Annotated in this window: 16 protein-coding genes; 8 read left to right on the forward strand and 8 right to left on the reverse strand. The window is 72.6% G+C overall.

What is annotated here, in order from left to right; genetic code table 11:
• From I4Q55_RS35400 to I4Q55_RS35410, 3 genes are read right to left on the reverse strand one after another with little or no spacing between them, the layout of a single operon-like run.
• Positions 1 to 615: a CPBP family intramembrane glutamic endopeptidase gene (locus tag I4Q55_RS35400; RefSeq protein ID WP_206794401.1), complete on the reverse strand. Its 615-nt coding sequence runs from the start codon at positions 613 to 615 to the stop codon at positions 1 to 3.
• Positions 612 to 1,502, reverse strand: a complete 891-nt coding sequence (locus tag I4Q55_RS35405; RefSeq protein ID WP_206794403.1) for an NAD(P)H-binding protein — start codon at positions 1,500 to 1,502, stop codon at positions 612 to 614. The genes I4Q55_RS35400 and I4Q55_RS35405 overlap by 4 nt, the downstream gene beginning before the upstream one ends.
• A gap of 10 nt (positions 1,503 to 1,512) precedes the next feature.
• Positions 1,513 to 2,430, reverse strand: coding sequence for a DMT family transporter (locus I4Q55_RS35410; protein WP_206794404.1), 918 nt, complete (start codon positions 2,428 to 2,430; stop codon positions 1,513 to 1,515).
• A gap of 73 nt (positions 2,431 to 2,503) precedes the next feature.
• On the opposite strand from I4Q55_RS35410, the gene I4Q55_RS35415 reads away from it, so the two are divergent.
• Complete coding sequence (locus tag I4Q55_RS35415; protein WP_206794406.1) at positions 2,504 to 3,427, forward strand: LysR family transcriptional regulator; 924 nt, start codon at positions 2,504 to 2,506, stop codon at positions 3,425 to 3,427.
• 129 nt (positions 3,428 to 3,556) lie between these two features.
• Here the strand turns inward: I4Q55_RS35415 and I4Q55_RS35420 are convergent, their stop codons facing one another.
• A complete protein-coding gene (locus I4Q55_RS35420; protein WP_206794408.1) occupies positions 3,557 to 4,294 on the reverse strand; it encodes a LysR family transcriptional regulator in 738 nt (245 codons plus the stop codon).
• Positions 4,295 to 4,378: 84 nt separating this feature from the next.
• Here I4Q55_RS35420 and I4Q55_RS35425 point away from each other — a divergent pair, with 84 nt between their 5' ends.
• Positions 4,379 to 5,332, forward strand: coding sequence for a threonine/serine dehydratase (locus I4Q55_RS35425; protein ID WP_206794410.1), 954 nt, complete (start codon positions 4,379 to 4,381; stop codon positions 5,330 to 5,332).
• Here the strand turns inward: I4Q55_RS35425 and I4Q55_RS35430 are convergent.
• Positions 5,274 to 6,092: an LLM class flavin-dependent oxidoreductase gene (locus I4Q55_RS35430; protein ID WP_206794412.1), complete on the reverse strand. Its 819-nt coding sequence runs from the start codon at positions 6,090 to 6,092 to the stop codon at positions 5,274 to 5,276. The two genes, I4Q55_RS35425 and I4Q55_RS35430, sit on opposite strands and share 59 nt — an antisense overlap.
• 183 nt (positions 6,093 to 6,275) lie before the next feature.
• A complete protein-coding gene (locus I4Q55_RS35435) occupies positions 6,276 to 7,106 on the reverse strand; it encodes a peptidoglycan-binding protein (RefSeq protein ID WP_206794414.1) in 831 nt (276 codons plus the stop codon).
• Positions 7,107 to 7,597: 491 nt separating this feature from the next.
• Here I4Q55_RS35435 and I4Q55_RS35440 point away from each other — a divergent pair, with 491 nt between their 5' ends.
• The 3 genes from I4Q55_RS35440 to I4Q55_RS35450 all read left to right on the forward strand — a co-directional run bounded on the left by I4Q55_RS35440 (position 7,598) and on the right by I4Q55_RS35450 (position 9,400).
• Entirely contained in the window at positions 7,598 to 8,647 is a 1,050-nt protein-coding gene (locus tag I4Q55_RS35440) for an NlpC/P60 family protein (RefSeq protein ID WP_206794416.1), read from the forward strand.
• 63 nt (positions 8,648 to 8,710) lie between these two features.
• Positions 8,711 to 9,133 carry a hypothetical protein gene (locus I4Q55_RS35445; RefSeq protein WP_206794419.1) on the forward strand — a complete coding sequence of 141 codons (423 nt, stop codon included), beginning with the start codon at positions 8,711 to 8,713 and terminating at the stop codon, positions 9,131 to 9,133.
• A gap of 66 nt (positions 9,134 to 9,199) precedes the next feature.
• Positions 9,200 to 9,400 carry a DUF3072 domain-containing protein gene (locus tag I4Q55_RS35450; RefSeq protein ID WP_206794420.1) on the forward strand — a complete coding sequence of 67 codons (201 nt, stop codon included), beginning with the start codon at positions 9,200 to 9,202 and terminating at the stop codon, positions 9,398 to 9,400.
• A gap of 4 nt (positions 9,401 to 9,404) precedes the next feature.
• On the opposite strand, the gene I4Q55_RS35455 is transcribed toward I4Q55_RS35450, so the two are convergent.
• A complete protein-coding gene (locus I4Q55_RS35455) occupies positions 9,405 to 10,337 on the reverse strand; it encodes a PrsW family intramembrane metalloprotease (RefSeq protein ID WP_206794423.1) in 933 nt (310 codons plus the stop codon).
• A 255-nt stretch (positions 10,338 to 10,592) separates the two neighbouring features.
• Here I4Q55_RS35455 and I4Q55_RS35460 point away from each other — a divergent pair, with 255 nt between their 5' ends.
• On the forward strand, positions 10,593 to 10,871 hold the full coding sequence (locus I4Q55_RS35460) for a hypothetical protein (protein WP_206794425.1): 279 nt from the start codon (positions 10,593 to 10,595) through the stop codon (positions 10,869 to 10,871).
• Positions 10,872 to 10,903: 32 nt separating this feature from the next.
• Positions 10,904 to 11,086 carry a hypothetical protein gene (locus tag I4Q55_RS35465; RefSeq protein WP_206794426.1) on the forward strand — a complete coding sequence of 61 codons (183 nt, stop codon included), beginning with the start codon at positions 10,904 to 10,906 and terminating at the stop codon, positions 11,084 to 11,086.
• Here I4Q55_RS35465 and rho read toward each other — a convergent pair.
• A complete protein-coding gene (gene rho, locus I4Q55_RS35470) occupies positions 11,083 to 12,147 on the reverse strand; it encodes a transcription termination factor Rho (protein WP_206794429.1) in 1,065 nt (354 codons plus the stop codon). The two genes, I4Q55_RS35465 and rho, sit on opposite strands and share 4 nt — an antisense overlap.
• Before the next feature lie 247 nt (positions 12,148 to 12,394).
• Here rho and I4Q55_RS35475 point away from each other — a divergent pair, with 247 nt between their 5' ends.
• Positions 12,395 to 12,910 (forward strand): ATP-binding protein, encoded by a 516-nt coding sequence (locus I4Q55_RS35475; RefSeq protein ID WP_307793404.1) that lies wholly within the window; start codon positions 12,395 to 12,397, stop codon positions 12,908 to 12,910.
• Positions 12,911 to 13,056 lie beyond the last annotated feature (146 nt).

Below are 13,056 nucleotides of genomic sequence, written 5' to 3' on the forward strand. Positions count from 1 at the left end.
TCATCCTGGCGGGTGGGCACCGGCCGAGTCGAGCGTTTCGGGCGGAAAGAGCCGCGGCAGGAAGCCGAGCATCAACGCCGACCACGCCACGTGCGTGAGCAGCGGCGCCTGCACCCCGCCCGACCGGCCGCGCTGCCACGCGAACAGCGTCCCCATCACCGCCGACGCCAGCACCAGCGCGGGGTTCCGGGTCGCCGTCGTGGACAGCACGTACACCGCCGTGGAAACCCGCGCACCCGCCGCGTCGTAGAGCGCGCCGCGGAAGAACACCTCTTCCGCCGCGCCCGTGAGCAGCGTCGTCGCCGCCACCGTGGCCGTCGGCCCGCGGTGGGCGTGGTCCAGCACGCCGGCGATCGCCCGGCGCAGCGGCGGGACGCGGCGGGCGACCAGCGCGCACCCGTAGAACACGCCGAAGGCGGCGGCACCCGCGGCCACCGGCTGAACGACGTCCCGGCGGCCCCGCGGCACCGGACCGGCCGCCCGGGCCCCGGCGAGCCACGTCGCCGCGACCGACGCCGTGAGCGCGTGGAAGCGGCCTGATCCGGGGCTGCTGGCCAGTGACGCGCCGAGCAGCGCGGACCCGGCGGCGGTCACCGCGGCGAGGACCGGCTTCACGCGCTCCGCCTGCTCTTCGCGCGCTCGCCCAGCGCCTGCAGGACGGCTTCGTCGTACCCCATCGGCTCGAACTCGACGATCCGGCGGATCGCGTCGTCGCGGACGACGACCTCGTTGGTCATCGAGTCGACCAGCGTCCGCCCGGTGGTGACGTCGATGTCCGTCACCAGCGAAAGCCAGTACGACGACAGGCGCGGGGACAGCAGCGGCACCGGCAGGATCAGCAGCGGCCTGCCTTCGATCGCCGCCACCCGCCGCAGCATGTCCCGGTATGCCAGCACTTCCGGGCCGCCGACGTCGAACGTCCGCCCGGCGGCCTCCGGGTGGTCGAGGACGCCGACCAGGTAGCGGACGATGTCGGCGACGGCGATCGGCTGGGTCCGCGTGTCCACCCAGCGCGGGGTCACCATCGCCGGCAGGTGCTCGACCAGCTGCCGGGTGAGCTCCCACGACGTGCCGCCGTGCCCGATCACGATGCCGGCGCGCAGCACCGTCACCGGCACGCCGGTCTCCCCCAGCAGCCGCTCGACCTCGCGCCGGCTGGCCAGGTGGGCCGACAGCGCATCGTCGTCGTCGCCGAGCCCGCCGAGGTAGACGATCCGGCGCAGGCCCGCGCCGGCTCTCGCGAAGGCTCGCGCGGCGTCGGCGTCACGGCGCTCGAAGTCCGCGCTGTCGAGTGAATGCACGAGGTAGTAGGCGGCTTCGACGCCTTTGAGCGCGTCACGCAGGGATCCGACGTCGGCGACGTCGCCGCGGACGGCTTTCCCCGCGCCGCGGTACTTCGCGGGGTGGCGGGTCATCGCGAGCACCTCGTGGCCGGCCGCCTCCAGCGCCGGGCACAGGCGGCTGCCGACGAACCCCGACGCCCCCGCCACCAGCACCCGCATGCCCACGACGTTAGCCGGGGAGGTCGGTGCGCGCAGGCCTTCCGCCGCCGGCGAAGCAGACCGCCGCGACCACTCCCGCGCACCCGACCAGCTGCGTCCACCCGGGCGTCTCGCCGAGCAGGCCGATGCCGAGCAGCACCGCACCGACCGGCTGCAGCAGCATCAGCGTCGCCCCGGTGGTGGCCGGCATCCGCGGCAGCGCGGCGGAGATGAGCAGCCAGCCCGCCAGCTGGCCGACGCCGGCCAGCGCGACCAGCCAGCCGAACGCGGACCAGCCCGGCGTCAGGTCGAGCGTGCCGGTCGGAACGCCGAGCACGACGGCGACCACGCCGGCGGACACCGTGGCCAGCACCAGCGAGTGCGCCTGCGTGCCGGTGCCGCCGCTGAGCCGGATCAGGAAGAGGTAACCCGCGTACCCGGCGCCGGCCAGCAGCGCCGCGACGGCGCCGGTGACCGGGTCCGGGCCGAACGAGCCGGTGCCGGCGAACCCGCCGGCCAGCACGATCCCGCCGAGGAGCACGGGCACGGCGCCGAGGAACCGCTTGGACGGCCGCTCGGCCAGGAACGCGAACGCCAGCAGCGGCACGATCACCACCTGCACGGCGAGGAGCACGGTCGCGATGCCGGCGCCGACCCGCGGGATCGCTTCGCCCCAGAGCACGAAGTCCAGGCCGAGCCCGATGCCGGCCAGCAGCGGGAAGACCACGCGGCGGCGGGTCGCCGGGCCGGCCTTCCGCCGTTCCCGCCCGGCCAGCAGGAGCAGCACGGGCAGCGCGAGCAGGCAGCGCCAGAACGCGCTCGTGCTGCCGCTGACGTGCGAAACCTTGATGAAGACCGACGACAGCGAGATGCAGAGGCAGCCGAGCGCGGCGAGCAGCCGCGGGTCGAGGCGGCGGGTGGACGCCGGGGCGGGAGCGGTCGTGAGCACGGCTCCAGCGTGCGGGCGGCAACTGTCAAGGACAAGCGAATGTTTCTGCGTGGAATTCGGTAGCATCCCTACCGTGTTCGGACTCGAGCGGATGCGGGCGCTGCACGCCGTCGCGACCCACGGCTCGGTCGCCGCGGCGGCCGGGTCCCTGCACGTCACGCCGTCGGGGGTGTCGCAGCAGCTGGCGAAGCTGGAACGGGAGGCCGGCCAGCCGCTACTGGAGCCCCGTGGGCGCGGCGTCCGGCTGACGAAGGCGGGTCAGGTGCTGGCCGGGCACGCCGAGCGGATCCTCGCCCAGGTGGCCGCGGCGAAAGCGGATCTGGAGCTGCTGCGCGAGGACGTCATCGGGCCGCTGCGGATCGGCGCGATCCCGACGACCGTGCACGCGCTGCTGCCGCCCGCGCTGGCCACCCTCGCCGCGCAGCACCCGCGGCTGGCGGTGACCCTGCACGAGGGCGAGGCCGAAGAGACGATGCCCCGCGTGCTGGCCGGCGACCTCGACGTCGCCGTGCTGGAGAGCTGGAACGACCGCCCGACGGTGATCCCGCCGGCGACGACGCGGATCGAGCTGTTCTCCGACGTCGCCGACCTCGCCCTGCCCGCCGGGCACCGGCTGGCCCACCGCAAGGCGGTCGATCTGTCCGAAGTGGACGATCTGCCGTGGATCGGCTGGAGCGCCGGGTCCGGCTGCCACGAGTGGCTGGTGCAGGTGCTGCGCAAGCAGCGGCTGGAGCCGCGGATCAGCTGCACCGTCGGCGGTTACCCGACCCAGCTGGCCCTGGTGGCGGGCAACGTCGGCGCGGCGCTGGTGCCCCGGCTGGCTCGCGACCGGCTGCCCGACGGCGTCCGGATCCTGACCACGCGCCCGGCGCTGACCCGCACGATCCACGCGATCTGCCGGGCCGGCGAGGAGGACCGCGGGGCGGTGCGGGCGTGCCTGGACGCGTTGCGCGCGGCCTCGGCCCGGTTCGAGAGCGCGGGCCGGCCGGTCGGCTGAGCCGGCTACTGCCGTCTACTGTGGACGGCCGAGCCGGGCCACCATCTCGGTCACCAGCCGGCCCGGACACCGGTGGTGCACCGGGAAGCCCTCCCGCCAGCCACGCTTGCACCTCGACGCGCTCCGGGCTCACCCGCTCCTGCACGCTCTCGGGCCCGAGGTGGTCCCCACTTCCTCCCTATGCTTATCTGCCACATCAGCGTGACATTTAAATGCCTCATCGATGCGGCAGTTACCCCTAGGGTGCGGGAGAGTGCTCGGCTGGGGCACGCCCGGGCTGCCGGCAATCCAGTCCTCCGCGGCCGGTGTCCGCAGGGTGAGCCGGCAGGCGCGCGCCTTCGGGCCCTTCGGCAGGATCAGCCGGAACCGCTCCGAGCGCAGCAGCGACCGCCGCAGACCGCGCGGCTCGGGCAGCGGCGCGCCGGGATAGCGGTGCGTGATCAGAAGGTCCAGGTCGCGGGAGCTGACCAGGCCGTACCCGTCGGGCGGCTCGAGGTCCAGCAGCCGCAGCGCCACGCCGGGGTGGTCGCGGCGGAACCCGGCGAGCGCGGCGGGCACGAGGGTCATGCCCGCGCTCGCGAACGTGCCCACCGTGAGCTCCTCGTCGAGCAGCGCACGAACCGTCCGCTCGGCCATGCGCAGCTCCCCGATGATCGCCTCGGCGTGGACGAGCAGCGCCTCCCCGGCCGGCGTCAGCGTCACGCCGCGGGCGTGGCGGTGCAGCAGGCGGGCGCCGACGTCCTGTTCCAGCTTGGCCACCTGCTGCGAGACGGCGGACGGCGTGAAGGAAAGCCGCTGGGCGGCCGCGGCGATCGAGCCGGCGTGCGCGACCTCGGCCAGCACGGCCAGACGGTGGGCGTCGAGCATGGCAGCCTCCAGCCGTAAGCGTCGCTAATGCCAGCATAGGAGACGTCGCTGGTGCTTACGGCCGGCGCCGCGCATGCTGGGGACATGATCAGCACTGCGGATGTCGACCGGGCGGCCGCGCGCATCGAGGGCCGGGTCCGCCGGACGCCGGTGCTCGCCGCGGACGAAGGCGTGTGGTTCAAGCTGGAACACCTGCAGCACACCGGATCCTTCAAGGCCCGGGGCGCTTTCAACCGGATCATCGCCGCGGGCGAGCAGACCGGCGTCGTGGCCGCTTCGGGCGGCAACGCGGGCCTCGCCGTCGCCTACGCCGCCCGGGAATTCGGCCTGCCCGCCCGGGTCTACGTCCCGTCCACCGCGCCCGCGGTGAAGGTCGCGAAGCTGCGGCAGCTCGGCGCGGCGGTGGAGCTGGTCGGCGAGAAGTACGCCGACGCCTACGACGCGGCCGTGAAGGACGCGGCGGACTCCGGCGCGCTCTTCTGCCACGCCTACGACCAGCCGGACATCTGCGCCGGCCAGGGCACGCTCGGCCGCGAACTGCTGGAGCAGGCCGGCGACCTCGACACGATCCTCGTCGCGGTCGGCGGCGGCGGGCTGCTGGCCGGCGTCGCCGCCGCGGTCGAAGGCCGGGCACGCGTGGTCGGCGTCGAGCCGCGCACGATCCCGACGCTGCACTCGGCACTGGCCGCCGGCGAGCCGGTCGCGGTCGACGTCTCGGGGGTCGCCGCCGACTCACTGGGCGCGACCCGGCTCGGCGACATCGCCTTCGCGGTCGCCACCCGCACGGACGCGGGTTCGGTGCTGGTGGACGACACCGCGATCGTCGACGCCCGGGCGGCGTTGTGGGACCGCTACCGCCTCGCCGTCGAGCCCGGTGGCGCGACCGCGTTCGCCGCGCTGCGCTCCGGCGCCTACCGGCCCGCGCCGGGCGAACGGGTCGCCGTCCTGCTCTGCGGGGCCAACACCGACCCCGCGACGCTCACTTCCCCGACAGCCGCGCCACCACCGGGGCGAACTGCTCGAGGAACGCGCCGTTGACGCTGAAGTAGGACACGCCCTGCTCTTCGCGACGGCGTTCGAGCTCGGCCACCATGGCGTCGACGTCGCCGCGAAGCAGGCCGAGGGCGTCGTGCTCGATGAGCGTTTCGGCGTCGACGCCGATGAAATCGCGGACCCATGGCGGCACCTCGTCGCCGACGACCCAGATGTTCATCGCGAACTCGACGTCGCGGTCACCGGCCGCCGCCCGGACTTCCTCGACGTGCCCGGTCATTTCTTCGCGGGTGGTCAGCACGCCGCCGGCCATGGTGACGATGTCGGCCTTCAACCCGGCGAGGCGACGTACCTTCGGGCCGCCCGCGGCGATCATCACCGGCGTGTGCCCGTCGCCGTCGAGCCGCCGGACGTGGTCGACCGTCTCGGAAACCGCGTCGAGCCGGTCCTGCCCCGAACCGTAGGGCAGCCCGAGTTCTCCGGCCTGCTGCCGCATTTCCGGGCGTCCGGTGCCGAGCCCGAGCTCGAACCGGCCCTCGGTGACGACGGTCAGGCTGTGCGCCTCCCAGGCCGCCGCCCGCGCGGTGCGCAGCGGACTGGCCAGCACGAACGAGCCGACGCGCAGCTCGGTCGTCGCCGCGGCGGCCGCGGCGAGGGCCGCCGTGGGCGTCGGCATGTTCAGGTTGTCCGGGCACAGCAACGTCGAGTAGCCGAGCTCTTCGGCTCGGCGGGCGGTGGCGAGCCATTTCGCGCCGCCCTCGGTCGCGCCCGCGACCACGCCGAACCGGAATGCCTTCTGTGGCATCGAAGTACCCCCAAGTCGTCGGTCCTTCGATCAAACCACCGGTGCGCCCCGCCGGGCCCCCACCGCCCGGGGCCCCCCCGCGGCCGCAGCGCGGGGACTCCCCCCCCCCCCCTGGTCTGTGGGCCCCCCCCCCCCCCCCCGCCACCCCCCGCCCCCCCCCCCCCCCCCCCCCCCACCCCGGCGTCAGCTGCGCTGGTACTCCTCCCAGGTGACCTTGGTGACCTGGGGGCCGTCGTCGGCGCCGCGGCCGGCGAGGCCGTTCATGCCCAGGTAGTAGTCACCGGTCTGGTGCTGCGCGCCCGAGGACAGGTCCGGGTCGGAGATCGCCATCGCGTGGATGTGGTAGTCGAAGCCCTGCGCCGGGGTGCGCAGCCAGGCCGCGAACCCGACCTTGCGCAGCGCGGTCAGCAGCTTCGTCCGGTTCGCCGACGAGATGCCGGACACCGAGATGTCCATCGCGCCGCCGCCGTCGTGGGTACCCGCCGAAGCGTCGACGCCACCCGCGTTGTAGGAGCCCTGGGTGATGACGACCTGCGCGCCGTAGAGCCGTTCCGCCTCGACGAGCATCGCCTTGGTGCGGGTGTTGAGGGTCCTGCTGTGGTAGGTGACGCGGCTCCCGGCGGAAACCGGGTTCGTGACCGTGTACCGGCCTTCGCCCAGCTTCTCCAGCGACGTCTTGCCCGGCAGGCCGGAAGCGTCGAGACCCGTGTAGCCCAGCGACTTCTGGTACTGCGAGTACGCCGTGATCGTCGTGGTGCCGAAGTAGCCGTCGACGTACTGGCTCGCCAGCAGGCCCTTCGCCTGGAGTGCCTGCTCGACGAGCAGGACGCTGTCGTGCGCACCCGGGGTCTGGGTGTCGTCGGCGCGGCGCGGGTCGATCTGGGCCGCCTTCAGCACGGCTTCCATGTTCGCGCCCGGCAGAACCGTCGTGGCCGCAGTCTCGGCCTGAGCCGGTGCGGCCACGGCGAACGTCGCGGCGGTGAGCGCCGTGAGTACGGCGGCCTTCGTGAACATCCTTGTCCTCCATGGTTCGGAATCTCTTCGGGGAGGAGAATCACGCAACCGGATACAAGGGACGTACAAACCGGTTTCCCTCAGCTTGGACGCATCCGGGCGTCGCGAAGGTCCACAACGGACGGCGAAACGCTCGGCCGCGTCCTCTCGGCGGTGGCCGTACCGCACTTGCGCGCGGTGACGGCGTGTAATCCCAGCCACATTCGGGTGCGTTATCGCTGGTCCAGCCGTGTTGACGGGCGTCACGGAGAGTTTCCGGCGGCCGCCACTGGACTCTCCCGTGCTCGTTTCGTAACCTGTTCGAGATCTCGCGGCCCCCGGTCGTCCCCAGACGGCGACGCGAGATCGCCGCCGACACCCCCTGCCGGGTACCGGACCCCACCGCGGGCTCTTCCTGTTGCGGTCGAGCGCGCCCCGGGCACGGGCGAGGCCCCCGACTCGCCGTCCCGGTACCCGCCGGCGGCCGATCAGCAAAGGAGACCCGCGCGAGAATGCGTTCGCATCCCGTGAAGCGCGTGGTGTCAGGTGCCCTCGCCGCGGCCTCGGTGATCACTGTCGTCACCATGGCCCAGCCGGCCACCGCCGCCCCCGTCCCCGTCCTCCAGGCGCCGCCCACCGGCTCCGACGCCCTCGCCAAGTACCGCGACCTCGCGGCGCAGGCGGAAAAGCTCAACGAAGACCTGCTGGCGGCCCAGGCCGACCTGACCGCGAAGCAGGGTCAGCTCGACAAGGCCAACGCCGACGTCGACGCCGCGAAGGCCGCCGGCGCACAGGCCGACGAGGCCAAGCGGAAGTACCAGTCCGAAGTGGACAAGTTCGCCGGCGCCTCGTTCACCAGCGGCGTCCAGATGAACAAGCTGTCGGCGCTGCTGGCCGGCACGTCCACTCAGGACTTCCTGGACCGTTCGGCGGCGCTCGAGGTCATCGCGACCGACAAGAACGCCGCGATGGACAACCTCAGCACCGCGGCGGCCAAGGCCGCGGCGGCCGAGAAGTCGGCCGCCGACGCGGCCAAGCGGGCGCAGGACGCCCGGGACGCGGCGGCGAAGCTGGCTTCGGACATCGAGGCCAAGAAGAAGGACCTGCAGGCCCAGATCGACCAGATCGAGGCGCAGAGCCGGACCCTCAGCAACGCCGACCGGGCGGCCCAGAAGGACACCGGCGGCGCGGCGCCGAACGTCAAGGCGCCCACCGCGGCCGCGCAGACCGCGGTCAACGCGGCGCTGAGCAAGCTCGGCAGCGCCTACGTCTGGGGCGCCACCGGGCCGAGCACGTTCGACTGCTCCGGCCTGATGCAGTGGGCGTACGCGAAGGCCGGCATCACCCTGCCCCGGAACTCCGCGGCACAGGCCCAGTTCGGCACCCCGGTGTCGCGCGACCAGCTGCAGCCCGGCGACCTGGTCGCCTACTACTCCCCCGTGTCCCACATCGGGATGTACATCGGCGACGGCAAGATGGTGCACGCGCCGACGAGCGGCGACGTCGTCAAGATCTCGCCGCTGATGAGCGGGTACGCGGGAGCCACGCGCCCCACGGCCTGAGTTCCCGGGTGAGTGCCCCGTTCCGCGAAGTGTAGAAATCGCGGAACGGGGCACTTTTCGCACATGGACGAGACCCCTGACGCCGCCACCGTCGAAGCCGTCGGCAAGGTGACCGAGGCACTCGAGACGATCGAGCGCGCCCGCGGGCACCTCTACTCCTTCCACCAGCTGACCGGGAGCGCGGACCTGGCCCTCGGCGAGGCCGTGGCGCAGCTCGAGAAGGCCGGCCACGGCGACTGGGCGCGGCGGATCTCCGAAGAGCTCATCGGGCTCAACGTATTACCCGATCGGTGGACTTTCCAGGTCGTCGAGGAGTACGACGACGGCTACTACAAGGCGTGCCGCGACCTTGAGCGCGAGCTGCTCACTTCGCTCACCGGAGGGCGCCGCCACCTGCACGAACAGCAGATGAAGGACGACCGCCGGACGCACGGGCGACCGGGCCACGAGGCGGGTGCCCCGAGCACGCCCCCGGCCGGCGCGTGACCAGATTCCGTCGGACCCCTGCGCTACAGTCGACCGCAAACGAACAAACGTTCGATTGGAGCTGTCATGACCGACCAGGTAGAGCCGAACCCGGAGAAGGACCCGAGCGACTGGACCACCGGCGACGAGCCGATGACCGGCCCGCAGAAGTCGTACCTGCGGACGCTGGCGCAGGAAGCCGGCGAGGAGGTGCCGGACGACCTGACGAAGGCGGAGGCGTCCGAGCGGATCGACGCCCTGCAGAAGGCGACCGGCCGCGGCACGTGAGGGTTCACCTGGCCGGGATGCGCCACAGGACGGCGGCCGGCCGCTCACCGCGTCGGGCCCGCGCCCGCACAGCGAGCAGCCAGCCGACGCCGATCACCGACACGAGGGCGAGGCCACCCCAGGAGAGCACGGTGAAGAGGTCGGCCTGCAGCGCGGTGGGCTGCGGCTGGTAGCCCTGTTCGAGCTGGACGTACTGCCACGGCGTGCCGGTGAGCAGCAGGGTGAGCACGAGGGCGATGCCGTGCATGGCGTCCCAGAGCGCATGGAGGAGGGCGACACCGAGGTAGCTGAGGAGGAGGCGGAGCGTCAGGGCGAAGTGGCGGTGGTCGCTGGCGGAGAAGAGCACGCCGCCGAGGATCGCGGTCCACAGGCCGTGACCGACGGGGGCGAGCACGCCGCGGAGCAGCTCGGTCTGCACGAGGTCCATGAGCGAGAGCCCGCGTTCGGTGAACAGCGCGGTGAAGGCGTACCCGGCGGATTCGAAGGCGGCGAATCCGAACCCGACGGTGGCACCGAGCACGAGCCCGTCGGTGGCGAACTTGACCCGCAGGTGCCGGGTGAGCACGGCCAGCACGGCGAGCTTGACGGCCTCTTCGATCAGCCCGACCCCGGCGAACAGCCAAGCGGAGGGATGCAGCAGGTAGGACTCGAGCAGCGAGGCGGCGAGCACGCCGAGCACCCCGCCGGCGACGAAGGTGCTGAACAGCAGTTCGGAGGTGACTTCTCCACTCCGCCGCCGCCCGAAGGCCCAGGCGACGAAGGTGACGGGAACGAGGAAGCTCCCGAGCAGCACAACGGTGGGCACGAGGTTCGGGTTGCCGGTGACAAAGGTGACGACAACGGCGAGCACCCAGAGGAGGGCACCGGTAAGGAACATGCGCAGCCAGACCCGGCGTGGCCGGGCCGTGGTCGCGGACCGAGCGGGCGGAAGGGCCATGGAGGTACTGTGCCTCGGTTTGCGCAGGCCCGCACCTGGTGGGCCGGTGAGGCGCCGCAGGTGGCGGAGGCAGGCTCCGGACGGGTGACGCACGGCCGGGAGCGCGGGGACGGCAGATCAGTTCGCGCTGCGGGCCGGCGGCAGGCCGCGTGACGCGCTCCTCGGCCGGAGCGGTGTGCCCGACACCACGGCTTGTCCCGCGCCCACGCGGGTAATCAACCAGCTGATGCCCTACTCCCCGAAGGAGGACATCCCGTGTACCTGACCGTGCTGCTTGTCATCCTCGCCGGGCTGCTCGTGCTCGGCGCCGTGGCCGTCCGGGAGCTGCCGAAGCCCTATCCCCTCACCGCGAAGCGCACCCTCGTCGTGGCCTGGCTGGTTGCCGCCGGTGGGTTCGGCTGGTGGGTGCTCGCTCCCGGGGCTGCGCCGCTCGTCGTCGCCGTTGTCGGGTTCGGTTTTCTCGTTGCCGCCCTGAACCGGGGGCCCGACCGCCCTTCCTATCCGCGGGCGACCCCCTACCAGCCGCCTCGATGAATGATCGCCCTCGCACGGGGTACCTCACGCGCATGTCGCAGCCGGACGAACAGCAACCCGAGATCGCGCGGCCTGGCACTCCCGATCCCGGGCGTGCCGAGGACCCGCTCTACCGCACCGGGGAGGGTGAACCACCGGACAGCCCCGAAGATGCCGCTGGTGCCGGCGCGAAAGTGATCGGCGAGCTGCGGGAGCGTCGCCAGGAGCGGACCTAGGCCGCTTGCGGCAGCGCCGCCGCACCCGTCACGCGGAGCAGGAACTCGGCGTTGGAACCGGTCTTGCGGAGCTGCTCCAGCAGCTGCTCGATCGCGTGCGGGCCCGGCAGCGCCCGCCGGACTTCGCGCATGGCCGCCAGTTCGCCCGGCGTGACCAGCAGTTCTTCGCGGCGGGTGCCGGAGGCCGCCACGTCGACCGCCGGGAAGATGCGGCGCTCGGCCGCCTTGCGGTCGAGCTTGAGCTCCGCGTTGCCGGTGCTCTTCAGCTCCTCGAAGAACACCGTGTCGGCCAGCGAACCCGTCTCCACCAGGGCCGTCGCGATGATCGTGAGGGAACCGCCGCCCTCGACGTTCCGCGCGGCGCCGAGGATCCGCTTCATCGGCTGCAACGCGGCCGCGTCGACGCCGCCGGACAGCGTCCGGCCGGACTGGCGTGCCGAAAGGTTGTACGCGCGGCCGAGCCGGGTGAGCGAGTCGAGCAGGAGCACGACGTCTTCGCCGCGCTCCACCAAGCGTTTCGCGCGCTCGACCGTGAGTTCCGCGACCGCGACGTGTTCCGCGGGCGGACGGTCGAAAGTGGACGCGATCACCTCGCCGCGCACGGTGCGGCTCAGCTCGGTGACCTCTTCCGGACGTTCGTCGGCGAGCAGGACCAGCAGCCGGCAGTCGGGGTGGTTGACCGACAGCCCGTGGCCGATTTCTTGCAGCACAGTGGTTTTCCCGGCCTTGGGCGGCGAAACGACCAGCGCGCGCTGGCCCCGGCCGAGCGGGGTGACGAGGTCGATGACGCGGGGCAGCAGCCGCGTCGGCGTGGTTTCGAGCAGCAGCCGCCGGTTCGGGTGCACCGGGACGAGGTCGGCGAAGCGCGGACGTGGTTCGTCCGGGTCGGCGCCGTTGACGCTGGTGATCTTCTCGGCGGTGCCGGTGATTTCGTCGCCGGGCCGCAGGTTGTGCTTGCGGACAAGGGCAAGCGGGACGGCGACGTCGTCGGGCGCCGGCCGGTAGCCGGGCCGCGCGAACGCTGTTTTGCCGGACAGGTCGAGGATTCCGTGAAAAGACATGGGTGTCTCCTGGTGTGGTGAATGGGGCCTGCGCACGGACGGCGAGGCCGGGAAGAAGGAAAGAGGCCGAGTGGCCTGGATCCGGGAGCTGCCTCCGGGCGGCCGACGGGCCAGCATCCGCGAGGAGCGTCTCCACTGTAGCGACACATCTCACGAAACACAACGGGTAAGACCCCGTGGCGGTGGGTAGTCCACCGGAGAAGCCCGCTGAAACGGGGGAACCGCGGCTGAACGATGGGAGCGGATCGTGTATCGACATACCCCGGAAACTGGCGTCGATACGGGCGAAAGCACCGACGCCGACCAAGCCGGGACCACGGCCACGGAGCGCTGCGCCACCGGAGCCGTGGTCGCCTCGACGTTCGAAGAGCTCGCCCCGGCCCTGCCCAACGAGATGGCCGGCCTGCGCCGCAAGCTGATCCACTGGCTGGGCGGCTTCCCGCTCGACCCGGACAGCAAGCACGACATCACGCTGGCGACGTACGAAGCACTGGCCAACGTGGCGGCCCACGCCTACCCGGACGGCCACGGCTGGGCCCGCTTGCAGGCCTTCCGGGCGGGCGACGCGATAACAGTCACGGTGACGGACACCGGCTGCGGCATCCCGGCAACCCGCCCCCGCGTGGCGGGCCTGCGCACCTCGGGTGGCCGCGGCCTGCTGCTGATCGACCAGGTGACGGACCAGTCCGACATAGACACGGGCGCCAAGGGAACAACGGTCCGCATGACGTGGCGCCCGCCGGCCCTCCGCGACGCGGGTTAGGTCTGCGCGGGCACTGGCCGGTCCGAGGGCGGACCAGATCGGCCCGGACCGGCGCTGCCCGACCCGAAAGCAGCCCAAACCCCCTCGGCCCGCCGATCAGGACACGGCCTCGACCGTTTCGGAACGCAGCCAACCCGATCCGGCAA

The organism is Amycolatopsis sp. MtRt-6, from assembly GCF_017308975.1.
Taxonomy (GTDB): Bacteria; Actinomycetota; Actinomycetes; order Mycobacteriales; family Pseudonocardiaceae; genus Amycolatopsis.